The organism is Stenotrophomonas sp. 610A2, assembly GCF_030549615.1.
Classification (GTDB): domain Bacteria; phylum Pseudomonadota; class Gammaproteobacteria; order Xanthomonadales; family Xanthomonadaceae; genus Stenotrophomonas; species Stenotrophomonas pigmentata.
In genome coordinates, this window is the sequence record NZ_CP130832.1 from 3563091 (window position 1) to 3586750 (window position 23660).

Here is a 23660-nt window from a genome sequence, read left to right on the forward strand (position 1 = left end):
TCAAGGCCTGAACAGCCCCTTGTGGATCAACCACTTGCTCAGTTTTCAGGGGCCAGCAACGAGGCGATCAGCTCGCCGTGGCGGCGTTGCTGGGGTTCGCAGCGCAGCCGGCTGGCGGCGAAGATCGAGCACATTTCGCCAACGGCGGTATCGAAATCCTCGTTGATGATGACGTAGTCGAACTCGTCGTAATGCAGCATTTCCTCACGCGCGGCGGCCAGGCGCTGGGCCATTACCGCCTCGCTGTCCTGGCCACGCTTGCGCATGCGCTCGTCCAGCGCCTGCCGCGACGGCGGCAGGATGAACACGCTGACCGCGCCCGGCACCTTCTCGCGCACCTGGCGTGCACCCTGCCAGTCGATCTCCAGCAGCACGTCCTTGCCGGCCGCCAGCTGCGGCTCCACCGACTGCCGGGCTGTACCCTTCCAGTCGCCATGCACCAGCGCGTGCTCGAAGAAATCACCGGCGGCGATCATCTGCTCGAACTCGGCAGCCGGGACGAAGTGGTAATGCTTGCCGTTGACCTCGCCCGGGCGCATGGCCCGCGAGGTGAAGGAAATCGACAGCGAGATGTGCGGGTCACGCGCCAGAGTGGCGTTGACGATGCTGCTTTTGCCGGCCCCGGACGGGGCAGCGACGATATAGAGGGTGCCACGCATGCGGTGGGCCAACGTCGGAATGGCCCGGCATTGTACCGGCGTGGGCCGGTCTGTGCAGGATCGGGGGTTGAAGGCCCCCAATTGCCACGGGGGCCGGCTACACCTGTAGAGCCGAGCCATGCTCGGCTGGAGCACCACCTGTAGAGCCGCTGCCGAGCATGGCTCGGCACTACCCTTTACTCGATGTTCTGGACCTGCTCGCGGATCTGGTCGATCAGCACCTTCAGCTCGACGGCGGCGTTGGAGGTGCGTGCGTCCACCGACTTGGAGCCCAGGGTATTGGCTTCGCGGTTGAACTCCTGCAGCAGGAAGTCCAGGCGGCGGCCGACCGGCTCGCGCTGGCGCAGCACGCGGCGGATTTCCGCGATATGGCTGTCCAGGCGGTCCAGCTCCTCATCCACGTCGAGCTTCTGCAGCCACATCACCAACTCCTGCTCCGCCCGGCCCGGATCAACCGGGTGCGGCAGGTCAGCCAGGCGTGCGGCCAGCTTGACCCGCTGCCCCTCGCGGATGGCCGGGATCAGCTCGCGGACTTCACCGGCAATGCGTTCGACCGAATCGACCCGCTCGCTGATTGCCGTGGCCAGCTTGTCGCCTTCGCGCTCGCGCGCCTGCACGAAACTGGTGACGGTCTCTTCCAGCAAGGCCAGTGCTTCGGCATGCAGGGCGGCACTGTCGGTCGCCTCGGCGCGCAGCACGCCGGGGTATTGCAGCAGGTCGGTGAAGCCCACCTGCATCCCGGGGAAGCGGCTGTGCAGGCGCTGCGCCAATTCAGACAGCTGATCCACCAGCACCTCGTTGACGGCCAGCGAGGTGGCGGCTTCCGGTGCCCGCAGGCGCATCACCAGGTCGAGCTTGCCGCGGCTGACCCGGGCAGCAACGCGTTCGCGCAGCTGCGGCTCCAGCGCACGCAGGTCCTCGGGCAGACGCACGCCCACTTCAAGGAACCGGTGGTTCACCGAGCGCAGTTCGCAGCCCAGGGTGCCCCACGCGGTGATGCGTTCGCCGCCGGCATAGGCGGTCATGCTCCGAATCATGTGCTTTCCGATGTGTTTCAAAGGGCGAATGGTACCCTAGCCACCTCTGGACGCTGGTGCATCCACCACCCAGACGCCCGCCAGATCAACTCGCACTAACCGGATTCCCCATGACCTTCTCCCGTCCCAGCGGCCGCCAGGCCGACCAGATGCGCACCGTCACCATCGAGCGTTCCTTCACCCGCCATGCCGAAGGCTCGGTGCTGGTGAGCTTTGGCGACACCCGCGTGCTGTGCACCGCCAGCGTCGAGAACCGGGTTCCCGGCTTCCTGCGCGGCAAGGGCGAAGGCTGGGTCACCGCCGAATACGGCATGCTGCCGCGCTCCACCCACACCCGTTCCGACCGTGAAGCCGCGCGCGGCAAGCAAGGCGGTCGCACCCTGGAAATCCAGCGCCTGATCGGCCGCACCCTGCGCGCCTGCATCGATCGCAACGCATTGGGCGAGCGCACCATCACCCTGGACTGCGACGTACTGCAGGCCGACGGTGGTACCCGCACCGCCGCCATCACCGGCGCTTATGTGGCGCTGGTGGATGCAGTGAACCTGCTGATGAAGCGCGGCGAGATCAAGCGCAACCCGTTGTTCGGTGCAGTGGCCGCCGTCTCGGTCGGCGTCTACAAGGGCCAGCCGGTGCTGGACCTGGATTACCCGGAAGACAGCGACTGCGATACCGACATGAACATCGTCATGAACGACGGTGGTGGCTTCATCGAGCTGCAGGGCACGGCCGAAGGCCACGCTTTCCGCCGCGAGGAACTGGACGCGCTGCTGGTGCTGGCTGAAAAGGGCATCCGCGAGCTGTTCGACGCCCAGCAGGCGGCGTTGGCGCAGGCATGAGCCGGCGCCTTGCCCTGGTCACCCTCGTGGTCGCCGACTACGACGAAGCCATCGCCTGGTACACCGGCAAGCTCGGCTTCCAGCTGTTGGAAGACATCGACCAGGGCCGCAAGCGCTGGGTAGTGGTCGGCCCCACCGATGGCAGCGCCGCCGCGCTGCTGTTGGCGCGTGCCAGCGATGAAGAACAGCGCAGCCGCATCGGCAACCAGACCGGTGGCCGCGTTGGCTTTTTCCTCAACACCGATGATTTCTGGCGCGACCACGCGGCAATGACCGCGCAGGGCGTCGAATTCCTCGAAGCGCCACGCGAAGAACCCTATGCCACGGTCGCGGTGTTCCGCGACCTGTACGGCAACACCTGGGACTTGTTGGAGCCCAAGCAATGAAACTGGTATTGGCCAGCGGCAACGCTGGCAAATTGAAGGAACTGCAGGCCATGTTGGCCGACCTGCCGCTGCAGATCGTGCCGCAGCGCGAACTGGGCGTGGACGATGTGCCGGAAACCGGCCTGACCTTCGTCGAGAACGCGCTGATCAAGGCCCGCCATGCCTGCGCGGTGACCGGCCTGCCAGCGCTGGCCGACGACTCCGGCCTCATCGTCGATGCATTGGACGGTGCGCCCGGCCTTTACAGCGCGCGCTACGCCGGCAGCCCTACCGACGATGCCGCCAACAACACCAAGCTGCTTGATGCGCTGCGCGATGTCCCGGCCGAACGCCGCACCGCGCGCTTCTACGCGGTGATCGTGCTGCTGCGCCATGCCAACGATCCGCAACCGCTGATCTGCGAAGGCAGCTGGGAAGGCCGCATCATCGACGAACTGCGCGGCAGCAATGGCTTCGGCTACAACCCGGTGTTCCTGGATGAAGAACTGGGCCTGACCGCTGCGCAGATGGAACCGGCGCAGAAGAACGGCCGCAGCCACCGCGCCAAGGCGCTGCAGCTGTTGTTGCAGCGCATGTCGCAACTTAGTTTCGATTGACCACGGAGATCAGGGAATGACGCCACGCCGCTATCGGACCCGGATGGGGCTTGTGCTGGCAGTTGCCATCCTCGGTGGCATCACCGGCGCCGTGGTCGGCGGCCTGCTGGCCTATGACGGCAAGTATTCCTGGCTTGCACTTCCGTTATGGACGCTAGGCGGTGTGTTCGCAGTCGAATTGATCGCTGCCCCCATCATGTGGCAGCGCGTTGTAGTGGATGAACAAGCAGGACATCTTCGCTACCACAACATCTCCACCGCGCACCGCTGGCGCCAAGTACCACTGTTCGACGTACTCGAAGTTCGCTACGACAACTTCGCAGACAAGAGCAAAGGCATGGTTTCCGGCCTGTACCTTCACATGCGTAATGGCAGCCGACCGGCACGTCATCGCCTCATGGACAATGAGATGGGCAGCTATCAAGGCCCTTCGCCGATGTTCCGTGATATCGCCGCTACCGTGCTCCGTGCACAGCCGCGCTCGCTGGTTGATTCGATCCTGATCACTCAGCGATAGCGCCCTCCTCCTTGCACTTCCAATCTTCCCTAAGCCGTCCATGCCGCACTCCCACGACCACTGCAACCACCTTCCCGGCGAATCCTGCGCGATCGATCACGGTCACGTTGCCGGCGTGCAGCTGGTACCGCCGCCACTGGCGCTATACGTGCACCTGCCGTGGTGCGTGCGCAAATGCCCTTACTGCGATTTCAACTCGCATGCCGGCAAGGGCGACCTGCCCTTCGACGCCTATATCGATGCGCTGATCCGCGACCTGGACCAGGACCTGCCGCTGGTCTGGGGCCGGGTGGTCAGCAGCGTGTTCTTCGGCGGCGGCACGCCCAGCCTGTTCCCGCCAGAGGCGATCGACCGCTTCCTGCAGGCAGCCAGCGCACGGCTGCGTTTCGCGCCGAACCTGGAGGTCACGCTGGAGACCAATCCCGGCACCGCCGAGCACGGCCGCTTCGACCGCTACCGCGCGGCCGGCGTGAACCGCATCAGCTTCGGCATCCAGACCTTCAATGATGAGGCGCTCAAGCGCCTTGGCCGTATCCACGACAGCAACGAGGCCGAGCGCGCGGTCAAGCTGGCGCAGGACGCCGGCTACAAGAACTTCAACATCGACCTGATGTACGCGCTGCCACAGCAGACGCTGGCACAGGCCGAGCACGATCTTGAGCGCGCCTTCGCACTCGACCCCACCCATATCTCGCACTACCAGCTGACGTTGGAGCCGAATACGGTGTTCTTCGCCCGGCCGCCGCAGGGCATTCCGGACGAAGACAGTGCCTGGGACATCCAGGAGCACTGCCAGGCCCTGCTCGCCGAGCGCGGCTATGGCCAGTACGAGGTCAGCGCCTACGCCCGCGACGGCTGGCAGTGCCAGCACAACCTCAACTACTGGCGCTTTGGCGACTACCTGGGCATCGGCGCCGGTGCCCACGGCAAGATCAGCTCCGGCGCCGAGCAGCACGTGCTGCGCCGCTGGAAGCACAAGCACCCGCAGACCTTCATGGACACCGCCGGCAGCCCGGCCAGCATCGGTGGCGACGACGTGATCAGCCCGGAGCGGCTGCCGTTCGAGTACATGCTCAACCTGCTGCGCCTGCACGAGGGCTTCAGCCTGCGCGATTTTGAATCGCGCACCGGATTGGCACGAAGCGTGCTTCTACCTTCCCTGGCAATGGCGGTTGAACGTGGCTGGCTGACCAGCAGCGGCGATTACTGGACCCCTACCGAGCTTGGCCGCCGTTTCACCAATGACGTGGTGGAACTCTTTTTAGCCTGATGTGCGCTGAAAGTGGCCGTTACGTCACATAAATGATAGAAAACGCCCATTCGGGGGGAAGGAATACGGGATGTCAGGCACAGCACCACGCTCATCCAGCCAAGCCATGGCACGGATTGCCGCCACGCCGGCACCTGCCCGCGTGCGTCACTTGTTGGAAAGTGCTTTCCAAGCCACCGATGAGGTCCTGCGCACGCCGCTGCAGCTGACCGCCATCGAGCTGGAACGCGCCCTGTTCAAGCGCGCGGAAATGGCCCACAACAGCCAGGTCCAGTCCGACATCTACGCCCAGCTACGGGTGCTGCGCGAGCACGCCGAACAGTTCCCTGATTTTTTTCTTGAGGCATTGGCCGCGCAGGTAGCCAGCTTCAAGGATCCGCCCAGGCCCGACCAGGAAGCACACGCGGCAACCTTCAAGTCGATGACGCTGGTGGAAGACACCGACATCGACCGCGACATCCTGTTGCACGAAATGGCGCGGCGCGAAGCGTTCCGCGCCCCCAACCCACTGTTGTTGCTGGGGCAGCGCTTTGCGGTGCTGGCTGCGCAGCCCGCATTTGACTCCGAGCGCCTGCCAGTCGGCCCCTACGCACAATGCCGGGCGCTGCGCGAAGCCGGCGAGCAGATGCAGCTCAACCTCGATGCCCAGTTGGTGCTGTTCCAGGTGTTCGAACGCATGGTCATGACCCGCCATGCCGAACTGGTCGATCGCCTGAACATCCTGCTTGAACGTGAGGGCGTGCTTCCCGGGCTGGTCTATCGCCCACATCTGCCCCGCCCTTCCGCCCCGCGCGGCCCGGGCGCTGTCAGCGGCCAGGCCGATGCCGGTGGGCCGCGCAGCGCGGGCTCGGCACCCTTGACCAGTTGGCAAGGCCAAGCCCCGGCCGCCTCCTGGGCCAGTATTTCCAGCGAACTACAGGCCGGCCCGGCAACCGCAGCCGCAGTGCACGGCGCCGCGCCGATGCAGAGCACCGGCAATGCAGCCGCCATGCCGCCTATGGAAAGCCTGCATAGCCTGCTTGATGCCGCGCGCCACGCTCTTGCGATGAGCGCAGGCAACAGCGGCGCAGGTAGTAATAGTGGCGGCGCGCCAGCAGGTCGTGGCACCGGGGCCGGCGCTGGCGCGATGCCCGACTTCTCCGCCCTGCAGGCGCAGGCACAACACGGCGCTGCCGGTGCCGCACCTTCGGTTGCTGCCGCCGCCAATACCCCGAACGTTCCAGCCGAGCCGGTTTCCACCAAGGTTGCGATGGACGTGCTGGGCAAGCTGCAGGCTGCCGCCTCGTCATCCGGTAGCCGTCATGGCATGGCTGACATCCGCAACGCCCTGATTGCCCAGGTCAAGGCCGAGCACGGCCCCGCCGCGACGCTGTCGGTGCAGGACGGCGACACCATGGACCTGCTCGGCATGCTCTATTCCGAGCTGCAGCGCGAGGTGCGCAGCGAGGGCCCGGCTGCCGATCTGCTGCGACGCCTGCAGGTGCCGTTGGCCCGCGCCGCCATCAGCGACCAGGAGTTCTTCCTGCGCGACCAGCACCCGGCGCGCGAACTGCTCAATGCGGTCGCCGAATCCGGCGCGGTCTGGCTCAGCGACGAAGACAGCGATCCGGTGCTGCTGCTGAAGCTCAAGGACGCCGTCAACAAAGTAGTCAACGACTATCAGGGCGACGAAGCCGTCTTTGTTGAAGCCAACGACATCATCCAGGGCCACTTGCGCGCAGCTGCCCGTCGCGCGGAGATGGCCGAACGCCGGCAGGTGGATGCTGCCCGCGGCAAGGAGCGCCTGGAAGCCGCCAAACAGCTGGCCAATACCAGCATCGATGATCTCTGCCAGAGGGCCGAACCACCCAAATTCGTGCAGACCCTGCTGCACAAGGCATGGGCCGACGTGCTCACCCTCACCTTGCTACGCCACGGCGAGGGTTCGGAGGAATGGCAGCAGCGTGAGCAGGCCACCCGCCGTATCGGTGAGATCACCAGCCTGCCGCCCGGCAGCCCGGCCGATGTCGGTTTCGGCGAGGAAATCGAGCAGTCGCTGCTGCAGGTGGGCTACCACCAGGATGAGGCTGCTGCCATCGCACGCCGGCTGTCCACGCCGGGCGGCGAAGACGACCTCATTTCGCGCACCGAGCTGGCCGCCAAACTCAAGACACGCACCCGCCTCGGCGAGTCCGCCGATCCGGACGAAGAAGAGCGCCGCAAGAAGGTTGAAACGCCCCGAACCGAAGAGGAAGAGGCGCACTACCGCCAGCTGCGCACCTTGCCGTTCGGCACCTGGTTCGAGTTCACCGTCAACCAGCAGGGCGACAACCGGCGCCAGCGTCTGTCCTGGTACAGCCTGATCACCGGCAACGCCCTGTTCGTGAACCAGCGCGGACAGAAGGTGTCGGAGCATTCACTCGACGCGATGTCGCGGTTGATGGCCAAGGGCCAGCTGCGCATCGTCACCGAGGACAAGGGTCGCCTGATCGACCGCGCCTGGCAGGCCACCGTGCGGGCACTGCGCTCGATCGCCGGCCATGCCTCCAACACAGGGGAGTCCGCATGATCACCAATACCCGCCGCGCACCGCGCCTGCAGGTACCGGAGCTGGTGCCGGTGCGTGACCAGATGACCGGTTCCCAGATCGGCCGGCTCGGCAACATATCCGAAACCGGCATGTTGCTGATCACCTCCGTGCCAATGCACGACGACGCCTTGTACCAGCTGCAGTTCCCGATCCCCGATGGCCGTGGCGGTCAACTGCAGATAGACGTCGGCGTGCATTTATTGTGGAGCGAACCGACACACGCGCCAGAGCAGTCGTGGGCCGGATTCCGCTTCCTGACTCTGGACAAGGCCCACCGCGAACGCCTGGTGCAGTGGATAGAAGGCAGCCTCCCTGCAGCCTGAGTGCCGAAAACGGCACAGCAGCAGCGGGCTGATTGCGGCAGAATTGGGGCCTGCATTCCGCATGTCCCAGTGAGCCACCGCGATGAACCAGCAAGATCCAGGCAGCCTCTACGCCCACCACCTTGGCGAAATGATCCGCCGCGCCGACACGGCACTGGCGCGTGGTGGTTTCGATCACCTGGTGGTTCCCAGCGGCACCCAACACTACCAGGTGTTCGACGACCGCGATTACCCGTACGCGGTCAACCCGCAGTTCAAGACCTGGCTGCCGTTGACCAAGCTGCCGTACAGCTGGCTGATCCACACCCCCGGCAAGCGCCCGACGCTGGTGTTCTACCAGCCCTTCGATTACTGGCACGTGGTACCGGGCGCACCGAGCGGCTGGTGGGTGGAGCATTTCGACATCCACATCATCCGCAAGCCGGAAGAAGCCCTGGCCCTGCTGCCGGCCGACCCGAGCCGCTGCGCCATCCTCGGCGAGGCCCAGAGCGCGCTGGGCGGTTTCGCACCGAACAACCCGGCGGCGGTGATCAATTACCTGGAATGGCATCGCGGCTACAAGACGCCGTACGAGATCGCGCTGATGCGCCAGGCGCAGGTACTGGGCGTACGCGGCCACCGCGCTGCCGAAGCCGCGTTCCGTTCCGGTGCCAGCGAGTTCGAGATCCACATGGCGTATTGCAGCGCCGTCGGCCAGGACGCCAACGAACTGCCCTACGGCAACATCATCGGCCTCAACGAACACGCCGCCGTGCTGCACTACACCGACCTGGGCAAGCAGGCACCGCAACCACTGCGCAGCTTCCTGATCGATGCCGGCGCTTCGGCCTACGGTTACGCCAGCGACATCACCCGCACCTACGCAGCGGCCGGCCATAGCGAGTTCCAGTCCTTCATTGATGCGGTGGATGCCGCGCAGCTGAAGATGTGTGCTGCGGTACGTGCTGGCTTTGATTACAAGCAGCTGCACATCGACGCACACCTGTCGCTGATGGGCATCCTCAAGGATTTCGGCGTGATCACGGTGTCGCCGGAAGCTGCCCTGGCAACGGGCGTAAGCGCGGCGTTCTTCCCGCATGGCATCGGCCATCTGATCGGCGCGCAGGTACACGACGTGGCCGGCTTTGCCGCCAGCGAAGACGGCGGCCGCGTCGAGCGCCCGGCCGGCCATCCCTACCTGCGCATGACCCGCGTATTGGAGCCCGGAATGGTAGTCACCATCGAACCGGGCCTGTACTTCATCGACATGTTGCTGGACGAAGTGAAGAAGGCCGGCAATGCCGCCAGCATCAACTGGGACCGGGTGGACTTCTTCCGTCCTTACGGTGGTGTGCGCATTGAAGACGAGGTGCTGTGCACCGACGGCGAAGCGGACAACCTGACCCGTCCGGAATTTGCTGCACAGGCGTGATGCAAGGGCGACATCAGTCGCTATGTGATTGAAACCCGGGCGCGCAATGCGCCCGGGATGAGTGATACCGCGGATGTACCAGCATCCGCTTTCGCGAGAACCTTCGCCCCTCCCCTCAAAAGAAGCACAGCCAATCAAGCTTTGGCTTTGGCTTTGGCTGCTGTTGCTGTTGCTGTTGCTGTTTCCCCTCCCTGACGCGCAGCGTAGGGGAGGGCCAGGGAGGGGTGCCGTTGCTTTGCAGTTGCCGTTGCTCTGAAGATTTTGACCTACCGGGCCCCTTCCGCAGCGACGGAGCTGGCAGACAAGACCCCGTACGGGGCGACGTGCAGGACGCACGTCGTTTTTCGACGATACATGGATGTATCGTCGAAAAATCCTGCCAGCGGAGTGGACCTGGAGCGCGCAGCGCGGAAGGCGCGTAGGCAGGGTGTGCTTTCTTTGGGCCACCTTTCTTTGCACAAGCAAAGAAAGGTGTGCTCGCGCGCCGAAGGCGTGTGAAAGCCCTTGATTTTGATCTTGATTGCAGTTGCTGCTGGAGCAGAAGCCAAAAGCAAGAGCTTTCACTCCCCTTCGGGGAGCGAGTCACTTTTCTTTGCTTGTGCAAAGAAGAAGTAACCAAAAGAAAGCACACCCTGCCTCCGCGCCCACGTCGCTGCGCGACGCGGGTCCACTCCGCCGCCGGGATTTTTCGAGATACATCCATGTCTCGTCGAAAAACGACGTGCGTCCTGCACGTCGCCCCATACGGGGTCTTGTCCGTCGGCTGCGTCGCTGCGGAAGGGGCCCGGTAGATCAAGAGCTTTGGAGCAACGGCAACTGCAACAGCAACGGCAACGGCAACTGCACCCCTCCCATACCCTCCCCTACGCTTTGCGTAAGGGAGGGCAACTGCAGAGGCAAATGCAGAAGAAAATCCAACCTCTATAACCGAACGCCGTGCGCCTCAGCGTTTGGCCATGAAGGCTTCGATCTCGTCGGCACTGCGTTCCAGCGCACCGGTCAGCACACGGTGCCCGTCCTCGGTGATCAACACATCGTCCTCGATGCGGATCCCAATGCCGCGCCAACGCGCCTCCACACTGCGATCGTCCGGCGAGATGTACAGCCCCGGCTCGATCGTGAACACCATACCCGGCTCCAGCAGACGCGACTCGCCGGCTACCCGGTAATCGCCAACGTCGTGCACATCCATGCCCAGCCAATGGCCGGTCTTGTGCCGGTAGAAACGCTGGTAATGACGCTCCAGGATGTTCTCTTCCAGATCGCCCTTCAGCAGCCCAAGACGCAACAAACCCTCGGTCAATACCTCCACCGCTGCAAGATGCCCTTCCTCGTAGGCGATGCCCGGCTGCGCCTGTTCCAGTGCCGCCGCCTGTGCCGCCAGCACCAGATCATGCAGCGCGCGCTGCTCCTCGCTGAAACGGCCATTGACCGGGAAGGTACGGGTGATGTCGCTGGCATAACCGCGATACTCCGCGCCTGCATCGATCAGCACCAGATCGCCATCGCGGCTGCCACCGTTGTTGTCGCGGTAATGCAGCACGCAGGCATTCGCGCCTGCACCGACAATACTGTTGTATGCAGGGCACGCATCGGCCGCGCGGAACTCTCGTTCCAGCTCCGCCTGCAATTCGTACTCATGGATGCCCGCACGTGCAGCACGCATCGCCGCGCGGTGCGCACGCACACTGATGTCCGCCGCCTCCTGCATAAGCACGATTTCGTCGGCACTCTTGTACAGGCGCTGCTCGTGCAGCAGATGCCCAAGCTCCAGGAACTCATGCGGCGGCTGCGCGCCATTGCGCACCTGTGAACGCACCCGGTTCACCCAACCGATCAACTTCAGATCGAAGTCGGCGTCGCGGCCGAAGTGGTAATACACCCGCGAGCGGCCTTCCAGCAGGCCCGGCAGGATTTCATCCAGATCATCGATCGGATAGGCATCGTCCATGCCGTAATGCGAGACCGCGCCGTCCTGGCCTTCACGCGGGCCGTCCCAGGCTTCCCGGTCCGGATCGCGCTCGCGACAGAACAGGATGGCCTCGCCGTGCTTGCGCCCGGGGATCAGCACCAGCACCGCCTCGGGCTCCTGGAAGCCGCTCAGGTACCAGAAGTCCGAATCCTGACGGTACGGAAAGAAAGTGTCGTTGCTGCGCACCCGTTCTGCTGCCGCAGGCAGGACCAGAATGGCGTCATCGCCGGCCGCTTCCATCAATTGCCGGCGGCGGCGGGCGTACTCGGCTGGGGTGATCCCGGACAGACGCTTCATCGCAACCTCAGTTCAGGCTTTGCCGGTGACGCGAGCCCATCACGCAGTCGCCGTGCAACAGCAGTGCCGCAACGCGCACGAACTCTTCGATCTCGGACAGCGCGTCCTCGTCCTCGTCAGCGCTGTCGAACTCGTCGCTGGAGGCCTGTGCCAGACGCGCCAGATCCTGCAGCGCTTCTTCGCCCTCCTCGCTCAGTGCCGGGCGCTTGCCCGAGGCCAGGCCGAAGCCGCCCAGGAAAGCCCGGCACCATTCAAACAAGGCGTCGGTACGCGCCTGCAGTGGCTCCGCGGCATCCACCAGCACCAGCTCGAAGGCGAAGTCGCGGTCTTCCAGCTGCGCGACCGTGGCCTGCCGCAACAGGTCCAGAGTGCTGCCGGGCTCCGGCGCTGGCAGGTTGTCGTCGGCCAGCACCTTGGCCGGCCACGCAGGCACATCGGCGCCGCCGGCGGCCAACCAGCCGCACAGTCCGCCGTGGAGTTCGGCCGGGGAAGCACCCAGGCCCAGCGACTGGCTGGCCTGGAGGATATCGTTGACGGCGGGAAGATCGGTCATGTCACTGGTCTGTAAAGCGGAGAGGAACGCCGGCACCGGCAAGATGACGACGGCCGCACAGTGTAGCAACCGCGCTGCATACTCCTTCTTGACCGGCCCTCATCGCCATGCCTATCGTGCCAACCATGGACTCCTTCGACCCCGCTGGCCAGCTGCTGGCCCTCGCCTCCCGCCTTGAGCTGCTGCTTGAGCGCAACCAGCGGCTGAGCGATGAAAACCGCAGCCTTCGCCAGCAGCAGGAACAGCTGATCAGCGAGCGCTCGCAGCTGCTGACCAAGAACGAACAGGCCCGCTCCCGGGTGGAAGCCATGATCACCCGCCTCAAGTCGCTGGAGCAGCACACGTGAGCAACAACGAACCGGTCAGCGTCCATATCCTGGACCGCGAGTACACCGTTGGCGTGGAACCGGCCGAGCGCGAAAGCCTCACTGCAGCCGCGCGCGTGCTCGATAGCAAGATGCGCGAGATCCGCGGCAGCAACCGGATGGCGGCAGTGGATCGCATCGCGGTGTTGGCGGCGCTTAATCTTGCGCATGAACTGCAGCAGGTCCGCGATGAGCAGCTTGCACAGCAGCAGCGCTTCCAATCGGCCATGAGCGAACTGAACCGGCGCCTGGATCTGGCCATCGACAACGCGCGTTGATCCAGCTGACCAGCTCAGACAGATGAATCCGCAATTCGTGAAATACGGCTGCACGTAGCCGCACAACCTCGTTATACTGGCGGCGCGTTCTCTGCTGTGAACGACGGCGTGTGCAAACATTCGCCTTGTCCCTTAATTACGACCACGGGGGCGCGACGGAGCCGGGTGTGCAAGTCCGCCTTGTAGCGGGAAGCCCGATGGCCCCCCAGCGTTCCCACTTGAACCCCGGGTTCAAGGTCGTTTCGCACGCATCGTCACCGCGGAGAATGCAATATTCCAGAACGGCGCCTAACGGCGCCGTTCTTTTTTTGTCTTTTTTTTCCTTCTCCCTCCGGGAGAAGGTGCCCCGAAGGGGCGGATGAGGGTGAGCGCGAAGCCTCATGCATGTTGATCTCACATCGCTTCACCCGCACCCTCTCCCCAACCCCTCTCCCGACGGGAGAGGGGCTTCAACTCTCTGCCCGCAGATTTTTCCCCGATGACTGCCGATCCCCGCCAACTCCTCCGCCAACAACTGCGCCAGCGCCGCCGCGACATCCCCGCCGCCGAGCGCATCGCCGCGGCCGAAGCCCTGGCCACGAACCTCCTGTCCCTGCCTTTCGCCGGGATCAGCGGCCATGTCGCCGGTTACTGGGCGATGGATGGCGAAATCGCGCTACACCGCTGGCAGATGCAGTTGCCACCGCAGCAGACCTATTGCCTGCCGGTCCTGCACGGCAAACTGCTGCGCTTCGCCCCGTGGCGGCCCGGGCAGGCGCTGGTCAGCAACCGTTATGGCATTCCCGAGCCGGATGTCGACCCTGCGCAGGCGCTGCGGCCGGAGGAAATGGCTCTGGTCGTCGCCCCGCTGGTGGGCTTCGATGCCAGTGGCCGACGGCTGGGCATGGGGGGCGGCTGGTATGATCGCAGCTTCGCATTTCGGCAGCGCCAGGCCGCGCCGCCGTGGCTGGTGGGGGTAGGTTTCTCCGCCCAGCAGCTGCCGTCATTGCCGGTCGAGGACTGGGATGTGGCGGTGGATGCCATCTGTACCGAGCAGGCCACTCTCTACCCGGAACCGTTGAACGCATGACCGCCCGCAAGCGCTACTGGCTGATGAAGTCCGAACCGGACGCCTTTTCCATCGACGACCTGCAGCGCGTAGGCACCGAACCATGGAATGGCGTGCGCAACTACCAGGCGCGCAATTTCATGCGCGATGGCATGAAGGTCGGCGACGGCATCCTGTTCTACCACTCCAATACCAAGGTGCCGGGCATCGTCGGCATCGCCACGGTGGCCAGCGAGGCCTACCCGGACGACACCCAGTTCGACCCGGAATCCGATTACCACGACCCCAAGAGCACGCGCGAGCAACCGCGCTGGATGCTGGTCGACGTGGGTTTCGAGCGCAAACTGGCGCAGGTGATCGCGCTGGACGAGATCAAGCTGCATGCCGAAGAGCTTGGCGAAGGCTTCCCGCTGACCGCCAAGGGCAACCGCCTGTCGGTGTTCCCGGTTACCGCCGCACAGTGGAAGCTGCTGTTGTCGCTGGAAAAGAAAGCCAAATAATTCGCTCTTGCTGTAGGAGCGGCGTAAGCCGCGAAGCTGACAACGTTTCAGATTCCCGGCTTCGCGGCTCACGCCGCTCCTACAAAAGAAATCTTTTTCCAACCTGATTGAGCCCACCATGTCTGAAGCCAAGCGCCTGGCCGCCGAAAAAGCCATCGAGTACGTGCAGAAGGGAATGATCGTCGGTGTCGGCACCGGCTCCACCGTTGCCTACTTCATCGAAGCCCTGGCCCGCATCAAGGACCAGATCGAGGGCGCGGTTTCCAGCTCCGACCAGAGCACAGCCCTTCTGAAAGGCCACGGCATCGAGGTGCTGGACCTGAACCACACAGGCGGCCTGTCGCTGTATGTGGACGGCGCCGACGAATGCGACGGCAACAAGAACCTGATCAAGGGCGGCGGCGCCGCGCTGACCCGCGAGAAGATCATCGCCGAGGCCAGCAAGCAGTTCGTCTGCATCGTCGACCCGAGCAAGCAGGTCAAGGTGCTGGGCAAGTTCCCGCTGCCGGTGGAAGTGATTCCGATGGCACGCAGCCTGGTCGCCCGCGAGATCCTGGCCCTGACCGGCGGTCAGCCGGTATGGCGCGACGGCGTGGTCACCGACAACGGAAATCTGATTCTGGACGTGCACAACCTGTCCATCACCGATCCTGTGAAGCTGGAGCAGCAGCTCAACCAGATTCCCGGCGTAGTCACCGTCGGCCTGTTCGCCCGCCGCCCGGCTGACGTGGTCATCATCGGCGGCGAGCCACCGCAGGTGCTGTAAGCCAAGCCAGCACAGCTCCCGCTTTGGCTTTGGCTTTGGCTTTGGCTTTGGCTTTGGCTTTGGCTTTGGCTTTGGCTGTTGATTTTGGCCTTTGCTGCTGCTTTGGCTTTGGCTGTTGATTTGGCCTTTGCTGCCGCTTTGGCTTTGGCTGTTGATTTGGCCTTTGCTGCTGCTTCGGCTTTGGCAGTTGCTCCAGCCTTGGCTTGTTGCTCTTCCCTTCTCCCGCAAGCGGGAGAAGGTGCCCGAAGGGCGGATGAGGGGAAGCTTTTGACTTCCACCGAACCCGCCCGAAGGCTCCCCTAGGAACCAGGTCCCAACCATGCCCAAATCATTCCTGCGCACCATCCTCGCCCTTTCCCTGCTCGCGCTGGCCGGCTGCGCCAGCGCCGACGGCAAGCACTGGGTGGAACTGGCCGGTACCCGCTACAACGTGGAACTGGCGCAGAACGACGAAACCCGCGCCCGCGGCCTGATGTTCCGCGACCAGATGGACGCCGACCACGGCATGCTGTTCGTCCACGACCGCGAAGAACCGCAGGCGTACTGGATGAAGAACACCAAGATCCCGCTCGACATCCTCTATTTCGACAGCCAGCGCCGCCTGGTCGGCCAGCAGCGCGATGTACCGCCGTGCTCGGCCGGCGACATGTGCCCGCCCTATCCCAGCTTCAACCCGGCCCTGTACGTGTTGGAGCTCAACGCCGGTCAGGCCGCCAAGCTCAAGCTGGAAGACGGTGCCGAGCTGACCTTCGGCCCGGGCATCACGACTGGCAACTGACTGATACGCACATGTTGAACAGCGGCGCCCTTGAACCGGCGCCGCTTTGCCGCCAGTCTTGGGGCATGTCTGAAACACGCATCACCCTGCCGCAGTGGGAAGAACTGGCCGGCTTGCCCGATGAGGCACTGCCGCTGCTGCCGACCGCCTTGCTGATCGCGCGTGACGAATACCCGCAGCTGGACCCTGCCGCCTACGACCGCGTGCTGCAGACCCATGCCGATCACCTGCGGGTGGAAGTGGACGCCATCGGCGAATGGCCGCTCAAGGTTGCCGCCATCAACAACCACCTGTTCAACGAGGTCGGCTACAGCGGCGACAACGACGAGTACTACGACCCGCGCAACAGCTACCTCAACGAGGTGTTCGAGCGACGTCTGGGCAACCCGATCTCGCTGGCGCTGGTGCAGATCGAAGTCTCGCGCAGGCTCGGCCTGCCACTGGAAGGCATTTCCTTCCCCGGCCATTTCCTGGTGCGACTGCCGGTGGAAGACGGCGTGCTGATCATGGACCCCTTCAACGGCGGCCGGCCGCTGGGCGTGGACGAACTGCGTGAACGCGCGCGCAGCAACCTGGGCGGTGAGACCCCGGACGACAATGTGCTGGCGCAGATCCTCGACCCGGCCCCGCACCGCGCCATCCTGATGCGCATGCTGCGCAACCTGCATGGCGTCTACGCCGAACGCGGCGAATGGGACCGTGCCGCCCGCAGTGCCGACCGCATCCTCAAACTCGCCCCCGAACAGGCCGATGCCGTCCGCGACCGAGGCCTGGCCTATGCACAGCTGGAGCATCTGGCCGGCGCCCGCGCCGACCTGGCCCACTATCTGAAGATGGACCCGAACGCTGCCGATGCCGTCAGCATCCGCGAGCGCCTGATCGAGCTGGGCGGCGGCAAGCCGAGGCTGCATTGAGCTTTGCCTTGCCTCTTGTAGGAGCCGCGTAAGCCGCGAAGCCACTGCGGCATCCAAAGCCAGGGATCAACGCAACACCTCTGCAGTAGCGGCTTTGCGCACGGGGCCAAGACGATCCTTCGGCAGGTGAATGTGCTTAGCCGGCTTCGGATACCGTACTGGCTTCGCGGCTGACGCCGCTTCTACAACCGGTTTCGGATGCTGTAATGGCTTCGCGGCTTACGCCGCTCCCACAAACAGCGGAAGCCGCGCGCCGCGGCTCAATCCAGCTCGACCATCTCGAAGTCATCCTTGGTCACGCCGCAGTCCGGGCAGGTCCAGGTGTCGGGCACGTCTTCCCAGCGCGTTCCCGGGGCGATGCCTTCTTCCGGCAAGCCGTCGGCCTCGCTGTAGATGAAGCCACAGACGACACACATCCAGTTGCGCAGGGTGGAGGCCGTAGCGTCGGACATCGGGGATAATCACCGGACAGAGAAGCGGCGTTGATTGTCACATTCCCCGCGCCGTACCGGTAGCCATACATGACACAGCTTGCCGACGCCCGTGGCGTCTACCTGATCACCCCCGACGAAACCGACAGCGCGCGCCTGCTCGAGCGGGTCCGTCCGCTGCTGGCCGGCACCACCTGGCTGCAATACCGCAACAAGGCGGTCGACGCGCCCACCCGCCTCGCCCAGGCCACGGCACTGCAGGCGCTATGCGCCGAGGCCGGGGTGCCGCTGATCATCAATGATGACGTCAGCCTTGCCCTGCAGGTCGGCGCTGCCGGCGTGCATCTGGGTGAAGACGACGGTGACATCGCTGCCGCCCGGGCACTGCTCGGCCCGCAGGCCATCATTGGCGCGTCCTGCTATGACGAGTTCGAGCGCGCCCAGCGCGCGGTTGCTGCTGGTGCCAGCTATGTGGCTTTCGGCGCCTTCTTCCCCAGCCGCAGCAAGGTCACCCCGCGCCGCGCCAACCCGGAGCTGCTGCGACAAAGCGCCGCACTGGGCGTGCCACGGGTAGCGATTGGTGGTTTGACCCCGGACAATAGTCGGCCTGTGGTGGACGCTGGCGCGGATCTGATCGCGGTAATCAGCGGCGTGTTCAGCGAGGCCGATCCGGTGGCGGCGCTTGAGGCTTATCGCAGTTGCTTCGGGTCTGTCTGACCAGCCAAGCCCGCACAATCTCTGCCATCCCTTCTCCCGCCTGCGGGAGAAGGTGCCCCGAAAGGGGCGGATGAGGGGGGCTTTTGACGTTCACTTGCTGGAAGCCTCCCCTCACCCCAACCCCTCTCCCGCAAGCGGGAGAGGGGCTAATGCAAAGCTCAGCTCTTCGTTGTTGTTGATACCTCAAAGGACTCACGCATGAACCACGACCAATCCCACGCCCTGTTCACGCGCGCACAGACGCTGCTGCCCGGTGGCGTCAATTCACCGGTGCGTGCGTTCAAGTCGGTCGGCGGCGAACCGTTCTTCGTGCAGCGCGCCGATGGCGCCTACCTGCATGACGTGGATGGCAATGCCTATATCGACTACGTCGGCTCCTGGGGCCCAATGATCGTCGGCCACAATCACCCGGCCGTGCGCGAGGCCGTGCAGCAGGCCATCGGCAATGGGCTGTCGTTCGGCGCGCCGTGCGCGGCCGAAGTGACCATGGCCGAGACCATCACCCAACTGGTGCCGTCCTGCGAGATGGTGCGCATGGTCAACTCCGGCACCGAGGCCACGCTGTCGGCAATCCGCCTGGCGCGCGGCGCCACCGGTCGCAACAAGATCGTCAAGTTCGAAGGCTGCTACCACGGCCACGGCGACTCCTTCCTGGTCAAGGCCGGCAGCGGCATGCTGACCCTCGGCGTGCCGACCTCGCCGGGCGTACCTGCCGGCCTGAGCGAACTCACCCTGACCCTGCCCTACAACGATTTCGAAGCGGCTACCGCTCTGTTCGAGCAGCAGGGCGCCGATATCGCCGGCCTGATCATCGAGCCGGTGGTCGGCAACGCCAACTGCATCCCGCCGCGCGAGGGCTACCTGCAGCACCTGCGCGCGCTGTGCACGCAGTACGGTGCGCTGCTGATCTTCGACGAAGTGATGACCGGCTTCCGCGTTGCCTTGGGCGGCGCACAGGCGCATTACGGCATCACCCCGGACCTGAGCACCTTCGGCAAGATCATCGGCGGCGGCATGCCGGTGGGCGCCTATGGCGGCCGTCGCGAGCTGATGTCGCAGATCGCACCGGCCGGCCCGATCTACCAGGCCGGCACCTTGAGCGGCAACCCGGTGGCGATGGCTGCGGGCCTGGCGATGCTGCAGCTGGTGCAGGCACCGGGCTTCCACCAGCGCCTGACGGCAGCAACCAACACGCTCTGCGATGGCCTGGAAGCCGCTGCGCGCGACGCTGGCGTGGCCGTGACCACCAATCGCGTCGGCGGCATGTTCGGCCTGTTCTTCAGCAGCGAGAAGGTCGAGACCTATGCGCAGGCCACCGCCTGTGACATCAAGGCCTTCAACGTGTTCTTCCACGCCATGCTGGAACGCGGCGTGTTCCTGGCCCCGTCAGCCTATGAAGCCGGCTTCCTGTCCAGTGCGCATGACGATGCAGTGATCGAAGCCACGCTGGTTGCAGCGCGTGAAGCATTCAAGGTGGTAGCGGCGGGTTGATCCTGCAGCGGATACGGCAAACAAGCCAGTCGGCTTAATGCGGTAACGCTGCTCGTCCTGACGAAGCAGCGTTACCCGCAATGGGAAGCAGATGTCGCATTCGTTTGTGGGAGCGGCGTAAGCCGCGAAGCTGACCCTGTCCCAGGCCTTGGTCCGCGTGCAATTTGACGATGCAGTTCGCTTCGCGGCTTACGCCGCTCCCACAAAAGCCCGCCATGGAACTGCTCTTCCAGCCTGGGTGGGCGCAGCGCACCCAGCGCCCCCGAACGCATCAATCATCCAAAAACCAGCTTGCCCTTCATCATTCCCCAGTGACCCGGGAACGAACAGAAGAAGGTGTAATCGCCACCACGCGTCAACTTGCTGGTCGCAAAGCGCACCTGCGTGGTCTGCCCACCACCGATCACCGGCGTGAACGCGATCACCCGCGCATCGTTCTTCGGAAGATAGCTGTCAGCCAAGGTCGAACGCATGCCGGCCGTGGCAACCTGCTGGAAATCCGGCGTGCGCGTCAGCACCCAGTTATGTCCCATCGCCGTGGCCGGCATCCTGCCGGTGTGCTTCAAGGTCAGGTCCACCTGGGTGCAATCGGCGGCAACCCGGATCTGCAGCACGGAAAACTGCATCCGGTCATTGCTTTCGATGGTGACCGCGCAGGTGCGCGCCAGCGCAGGCGCGGCAGGCAACAGGCCGACAAGAGCCAACAACAGCAGGCTGGAACGCTTCACGGTGAACTCCACGCTATGACAACCAAAGTGTCCTGATTTTAGGCAAACGTGGCCGATTCCACCTGTGACGCGATGTCGCAGGCTGCACACCGAAGCCATGCCAGCGATACTGCAACCCCGTCCTTGCCCTGCCATCAATGCAACGACCGCACGCCCTACTGCTGGATTTCGACGGCCTGCTGGCCGATTACGATCACCGTATCCACCTGCGCCGGCTTGCCGACGCTGCCGTTTGCGCGCCTGAGCAGGTGGATGCCGCATTGCGCACGGACGGACTTGAGTTCGCCCATGCCCGCGGCGAACTGGATGGTGAGCAGTTGCTGCAGGCCTTGAATCAACGCCTGGACAGCACGCTGGGCGCGACGCACTGGCATGCTGCACGCCTCGCTGCGACCAAGCTGCGCAGCGATTGCATCGCGGTGTTGGAGCGCGTGCATGCCGATGTGCAGGTGGTGGTGCTGACCAACAATGGCCTGCTGACGCGGCCGGTGATCGAGCAATTGCTACCGGGCCGCCGCGTGCTGTGCAGCGCAGTGCTGGGCGTACGCAAGCCTGATCCGAAAGCGTACCTGGCAGCCTGTGCTTCGCTTGGCTGTGCGCCTGAGCGAAGCCTGTTCGTCGACCACCTGTTCCGCAATGTGCAGGGTGCGCGCGAAGCCGGCCTGCATGCCGATACTGCGTTTCACGCCCAGTCGCTGCGGCGCCTGTTGAAACGTAATCACTGCCTGGGGTGAAAGGCCGCGCGTTGCGCACGCCATGCCCTCATCCGCCCTGCGGGCACCTTCTCCCGCAGGCGGGAGAAGGGAGAGCTTGTTGTTGCGGGGGCGGGCACTGCACCAGCTAGCCGTAAGCCATGACCATTCCCTTCTCCCGCCTGCGGGAGAAGGTGCCCGTAGGGCGGATGAGGGGAAGCTTTTAAGCCAACAACAACCTGACCTTACTTACGCGAGTCCATATAAGCCGCAATCGCCTCGCGCACGCGCTTCAGGCCTTCCGCTACCTCTTCATCGGTGATGTTCAGCGCCGGCACGAAACGCAGCACGCTGGTGCCGGCCTGCAGGATCAGCACCTGCTTCTCTGCCGCCAGATCCAGCAGCACACCGATGTCAGCGACGTAGTCGGGCTTGAGCACCGCACCCAGCATCAGGCCCATGCCGCGCACCTGCTCGAACACGCCGAACTCTTCGCCAATCGCTTCCAGACCGGCCTTCAACGCGGCCGACTGGCGCACGACATTGGCCTTGATCTCGTCGGAGGACAGCTTGCGCAGCGCCACGCGGGCAACCGCCGCCGCCAGCGGATTGCCGCCGAAGGTGCTGCCGTGCGCGCCAACACCCATGATGTCGGCGACCTTGGGGCCGGCCAGCATCGCGCCGATCGGGAAACCGCCACCCAGCGCCTTGGCCAGGGTGACGATGTCCGGGGTCACACCCCAGTTCCAATGCGCGAACAACTCACCGGTACGGCCCATGCCGACCTGGATCTCATCCAGCACCATCAGCGCATCGTGCTGGTCGCACAACTCGCGGGCGCGGCGCATGAACTCGGCACTGGCCGGCATCACGCCACCCTCGCCCTGCACCGGCTCGAACATCACCGCTGCAACATCGCCACCAGCCATCGCCTCCTCAAGCTGGGCGACGTCGTTGAAATCGACATAACGGAAGCCACCGGGCAGCGGCTCGTAGCCTTCCTGGTACTTGGGCTGGGCGGTAGCGGTGACCGTGGCCAGGGTGCGGCCATGGAAGCTGCCACGGAAGGTCACGATGAAACGCTTCTCCGGGCCACGGCCCTGCGCGCTGGCCCACTTGCGTACCAGCTTGATCGCCACTTCGTTGGCTTCGGCGCCGGAATTGCACAGGAACACGCGCTTGGCGAAGCGCGACGCGTCCACCAGTTCCTGCGCCAGGTGCAGCGGCGGCTCGCTGTAGAACATGTTGCTGGTATGCCACAGCTTGTCGGCCTGCTGGAACAGGGCGGCCTTCAGGTCCGGGTTGTTGTGGCCCAGGCTGCACACCGCGATGCCAGCGGCCAGGTCGATGAATTCGCGGCCCTGCGTATCCCACAGTCGCGCGCCCTGGCCTCGCTCCAGCACCAGCTGGCGCGGGCGGTAGACCGGCAGGTAGTAATTGGACAGGGACAACAGCGGCTCGACGACAGCGGTCATGGCGTTCCAGATCAGTGGGTGTGAATGCTCCATTGTCCTCCATTCCATGGGCCTGCGGCACAATGGGCGCATGCGACTGTTCTCCACCCCCCAATTGAACCCGGCCAGCGAAACCGGCTGGCGCCGCCGCTGGTTCGACATCATCCACCGCACCGATACCCCGCCCTCGCGCCGCTTCGACCTGCTGCTGGTCTGGGCCATCCTCGCCAGCGTCTTGGTGGTGATGTTCGACAGCGTGCAACACATCCACACTGCCTGGGCCAGCTGGTTCTATGTGGTCGAGTGGGGTTTCACCTTGCTGTTCACCGCCGAGTACCTGCTGCGCCTGTTGGTGGTACGGCGGCCATTGCGGTATGCGTTCAGCATCTGGGGCATCATCGACCTGCTGGCAATCCTGCCCTCCTATATCTCCTTCTTCATCCCCGGCGCGCAGAGCCTGCTGGTAGTCCGCGTGCTGCGCCTGCTGCGGGTATTCCGCATCCTCAAGCTGACCCGCTACATCGAGGAAAGCGGCGTGCTGATGGGCGCGCTATGGCGCAGCCGCCGCAAGATCCTGTTGTTCCTGTCGATGGTGGTGACCATCGCCATCATCGCCGGCGCCTTGATGTATGTGATCGAAGGCCCGCAGTACGGTTTCAGCAACATCCCCGCCAGCATGTACTGGGCGGTGGTGACGATGGCCACCGTGGGCTTTGGCGACATCGTCCCGCACACCACCCTGGGCCGCTTCATCACCTCGGTATTGATCCTGATCGGCTATAGCATCCTGGCCGTGCCTACCGGCATCTACACCGCCGAGCTGGCCGGCAACATGCTGCGCGAAAGCCGCCGCGACAACCGTGGCTGCACGGTCTGCGGGCATGAAGGGCATGAGTTCAAGGCCAAGTACTGCAACCGCTGCGGACATGAGCTGCCGGAGCATCTGGAGCATTGATCCATCATGCCGGGGTTGGTAGTGCCGAGCCATGCTCGGCAGGGGCCTTATCGGGAATGCTTCTGCCGAGCATGGCTCGGCACTACGGGTGAGGCTTTACCGGTAGAGCCCCTG

26 protein-coding genes and 1 other RNA gene are annotated in these 23660 nt (G+C 64.5%); 20 read left to right on the forward strand and 7 right to left on the reverse strand.

Translation table 11 applies throughout. The features are described 5' to 3' along the window. Window positions 1-38: 38 nt before the first annotated feature. The gene (gene gmk, locus Q5Z11_RS15880) at window positions 39-659 is read right to left on the reverse strand and encodes a guanylate kinase (protein WP_296250265.1); all 621 of its coding nucleotides are present in this window, start codon (window positions 657-659) and stop codon (window positions 39-41) included. A gap of 176 nt (window positions 660-835) precedes the next feature. After that, entirely contained in the window at window positions 836-1696 is an 861-nt protein-coding gene (locus Q5Z11_RS15885; protein ID WP_282271467.1) for a YicC/YloC family endoribonuclease, read from the reverse strand. Window positions 1697-1806: 110 nt separating this feature from the next. Between Q5Z11_RS15885 and rph the strand changes: the two genes are divergently transcribed. The 8 genes from rph to pepQ all read left to right on the forward strand — a co-directional run bounded on the left by rph (window position 1807) and on the right by pepQ (window position 9607). After that, on the forward strand, window positions 1807-2535 hold the full coding sequence (gene rph / locus Q5Z11_RS15890; RefSeq protein WP_282271468.1) for a ribonuclease PH: 729 nt from the start codon (window positions 1807-1809) through the stop codon (window positions 2533-2535). Beyond that, window positions 2532-2921 (forward strand): VOC family protein, encoded by a 390-nt coding sequence (locus Q5Z11_RS15895; RefSeq protein WP_303747285.1) that lies wholly within the window; start codon window positions 2532-2534, stop codon window positions 2919-2921. The genes rph and Q5Z11_RS15895 overlap by 4 nt, the downstream gene beginning before the upstream one ends. Further along, window positions 2918-3517: an RdgB/HAM1 family non-canonical purine NTP pyrophosphatase gene (rdgB, locus tag Q5Z11_RS15900; RefSeq protein WP_303747286.1), complete on the forward strand. Its 600-nt coding sequence runs from the start codon at window positions 2918-2920 to the stop codon at window positions 3515-3517. Before Q5Z11_RS15895 ends, rdgB begins: the two co-directional genes overlap by 4 nt. A gap of 16 nt (window positions 3518-3533) precedes the next feature. Then, window positions 3534-4034: a hypothetical protein gene (locus Q5Z11_RS15905; protein WP_303747287.1), complete on the forward strand. Its 501-nt coding sequence runs from the start codon at window positions 3534-3536 to the stop codon at window positions 4032-4034. A 40-nt stretch (window positions 4035-4074) separates the two neighbouring features. Further along, complete coding sequence (hemW, locus tag Q5Z11_RS15910) at window positions 4075-5304, forward strand: radical SAM family heme chaperone HemW (RefSeq protein WP_303747288.1); 1230 nt, start codon at window positions 4075-4077, stop codon at window positions 5302-5304. A 70-nt stretch (window positions 5305-5374) separates the two neighbouring features. Then, on the forward strand, window positions 5375-7852 hold the full coding sequence (locus Q5Z11_RS15915; RefSeq protein WP_303747289.1) for a DUF1631 domain-containing protein: 2478 nt from the start codon (window positions 5375-5377) through the stop codon (window positions 7850-7852). Then, the gene (locus Q5Z11_RS15920; RefSeq protein ID WP_303747290.1) at window positions 7849-8196 is read left to right on the forward strand and encodes a PilZ domain-containing protein; all 348 of its coding nucleotides are present in this window, start codon (window positions 7849-7851) and stop codon (window positions 8194-8196) included. The genes Q5Z11_RS15915 and Q5Z11_RS15920 overlap by 4 nt, the downstream gene beginning before the upstream one ends. An 82-nt stretch (window positions 8197-8278) precedes the next feature. Continuing rightward, window positions 8279-9607, forward strand: coding sequence for a Xaa-Pro dipeptidase (gene pepQ / locus Q5Z11_RS15925; RefSeq protein ID WP_303747291.1), 1329 nt, complete (start codon window positions 8279-8281; stop codon window positions 9605-9607). Between the two features lie 943 nt (window positions 9608-10550). Here the strand turns inward: pepQ and pepP are convergent. Both pepP and Q5Z11_RS15935 read right to left on the reverse strand, forming a co-directional pair. Then, entirely contained in the window at window positions 10551-11876 is a 1326-nt protein-coding gene (gene pepP / locus Q5Z11_RS15930) for a Xaa-Pro aminopeptidase (protein WP_303747292.1), read from the reverse strand. A 7-nt stretch (window positions 11877-11883) separates the two neighbouring features. Beyond that, window positions 11884-12429: a YecA/YgfB family protein gene (locus Q5Z11_RS15935; protein WP_303747293.1), complete on the reverse strand. Its 546-nt coding sequence runs from the start codon at window positions 12427-12429 to the stop codon at window positions 11884-11886. 125 nt (window positions 12430-12554) lie between these two features. On the opposite strand from Q5Z11_RS15935, the gene Q5Z11_RS15940 reads away from it, so the two are divergent. The 8 genes from Q5Z11_RS15940 to Q5Z11_RS15975 all read left to right on the forward strand — a co-directional run bounded on the left by Q5Z11_RS15940 (window position 12555) and on the right by Q5Z11_RS15975 (window position 17078). Next, window positions 12555-12776, forward strand: a complete 222-nt coding sequence (locus Q5Z11_RS15940) for a TIGR02449 family protein (RefSeq protein WP_282273125.1) — start codon at window positions 12555-12557, stop codon at window positions 12774-12776. Further along, a complete protein-coding gene (locus Q5Z11_RS15945) occupies window positions 12773-13072 on the forward strand; it encodes a cell division protein ZapA (RefSeq protein WP_303747294.1) in 300 nt (99 codons plus the stop codon). Before Q5Z11_RS15940 ends, Q5Z11_RS15945 begins: the two co-directional genes overlap by 4 nt. Before the next feature lie 85 nt (window positions 13073-13157). Further along, window positions 13158-13342, forward strand: a non-coding RNA gene (gene ssrS / locus Q5Z11_RS15950) — 6S RNA. 208 nt (window positions 13343-13550) lie between these two features. Next, the gene (locus Q5Z11_RS15955; protein ID WP_303747295.1) at window positions 13551-14141 is read left to right on the forward strand and encodes a 5-formyltetrahydrofolate cyclo-ligase; all 591 of its coding nucleotides are present in this window, start codon (window positions 13551-13553) and stop codon (window positions 14139-14141) included. Continuing rightward, complete coding sequence (locus Q5Z11_RS15960) at window positions 14138-14620, forward strand: EVE domain-containing protein (protein ID WP_303747296.1); 483 nt, start codon at window positions 14138-14140, stop codon at window positions 14618-14620. Before Q5Z11_RS15955 ends, Q5Z11_RS15960 begins: the two co-directional genes overlap by 4 nt. A gap of 118 nt (window positions 14621-14738) precedes the next feature. Continuing rightward, complete coding sequence (rpiA, locus tag Q5Z11_RS15965; protein WP_282273207.1) at window positions 14739-15386, forward strand: ribose-5-phosphate isomerase RpiA; 648 nt, start codon at window positions 14739-14741, stop codon at window positions 15384-15386. 319 nt (window positions 15387-15705) lie between these two features. Beyond that, window positions 15706-16164: a DUF192 domain-containing protein gene (locus Q5Z11_RS15970; protein ID WP_303747297.1), complete on the forward strand. Its 459-nt coding sequence runs from the start codon at window positions 15706-15708 to the stop codon at window positions 16162-16164. Between the two features lie 65 nt (window positions 16165-16229). Beyond that, window positions 16230-17078, forward strand: a complete 849-nt coding sequence (locus Q5Z11_RS15975; protein WP_303747298.1) for a SirB1 family protein — start codon at window positions 16230-16232, stop codon at window positions 17076-17078. A 260-nt stretch (window positions 17079-17338) separates the two neighbouring features. On the opposite strand, the gene Q5Z11_RS15980 is transcribed toward Q5Z11_RS15975, so the two are convergent. After that, a complete protein-coding gene (locus tag Q5Z11_RS15980) occupies window positions 17339-17530 on the reverse strand; it encodes a rubredoxin (RefSeq protein ID WP_303747299.1) in 192 nt (63 codons plus the stop codon). Between the two features lie 69 nt (window positions 17531-17599). Between Q5Z11_RS15980 and thiE the strand changes: the two genes are divergently transcribed. Continuing rightward, the gene (gene thiE / locus Q5Z11_RS15985) at window positions 17600-18226 is read left to right on the forward strand and encodes a thiamine phosphate synthase (protein WP_303747300.1); all 627 of its coding nucleotides are present in this window, start codon (window positions 17600-17602) and stop codon (window positions 18224-18226) included. A 198-nt stretch (window positions 18227-18424) separates the two neighbouring features. Then, window positions 18425-19717, forward strand: coding sequence for a glutamate-1-semialdehyde 2,1-aminomutase (hemL, locus tag Q5Z11_RS15990; protein ID WP_303747301.1), 1293 nt, complete (start codon window positions 18425-18427; stop codon window positions 19715-19717). Between the two features lie 275 nt (window positions 19718-19992). Here the strand turns inward: hemL and azu are convergent, their stop codons facing one another. Then, window positions 19993-20430, reverse strand: coding sequence for an azurin (azu, locus tag Q5Z11_RS15995; protein ID WP_405051705.1), 438 nt, complete (start codon window positions 20428-20430; stop codon window positions 19993-19995). Between the two features lie 152 nt (window positions 20431-20582). Between azu and Q5Z11_RS16000 the strand changes: the two genes are divergently transcribed. Continuing rightward, a complete protein-coding gene (locus tag Q5Z11_RS16000) occupies window positions 20583-21179 on the forward strand; it encodes an HAD-IA family hydrolase (protein WP_303747303.1) in 597 nt (198 codons plus the stop codon). A gap of 203 nt (window positions 21180-21382) precedes the next feature. Here the strand turns inward: Q5Z11_RS16000 and Q5Z11_RS16005 are convergent, their stop codons facing one another. Further along, window positions 21383-22612, reverse strand: a complete 1230-nt coding sequence (locus Q5Z11_RS16005) for an acetylornithine transaminase (RefSeq protein ID WP_303750070.1) — start codon at window positions 22610-22612, stop codon at window positions 21383-21385. A 70-nt stretch (window positions 22613-22682) separates the two neighbouring features. Here Q5Z11_RS16005 and Q5Z11_RS16010 point away from each other — a divergent pair, with 70 nt between their 5' ends. Further along, window positions 22683-23546: an ion transporter gene (locus Q5Z11_RS16010; protein WP_303747304.1), complete on the forward strand. Its 864-nt coding sequence runs from the start codon at window positions 22683-22685 to the stop codon at window positions 23544-23546. The last annotated feature ends 114 nt before the right edge of the window (window positions 23547-23660 follow it).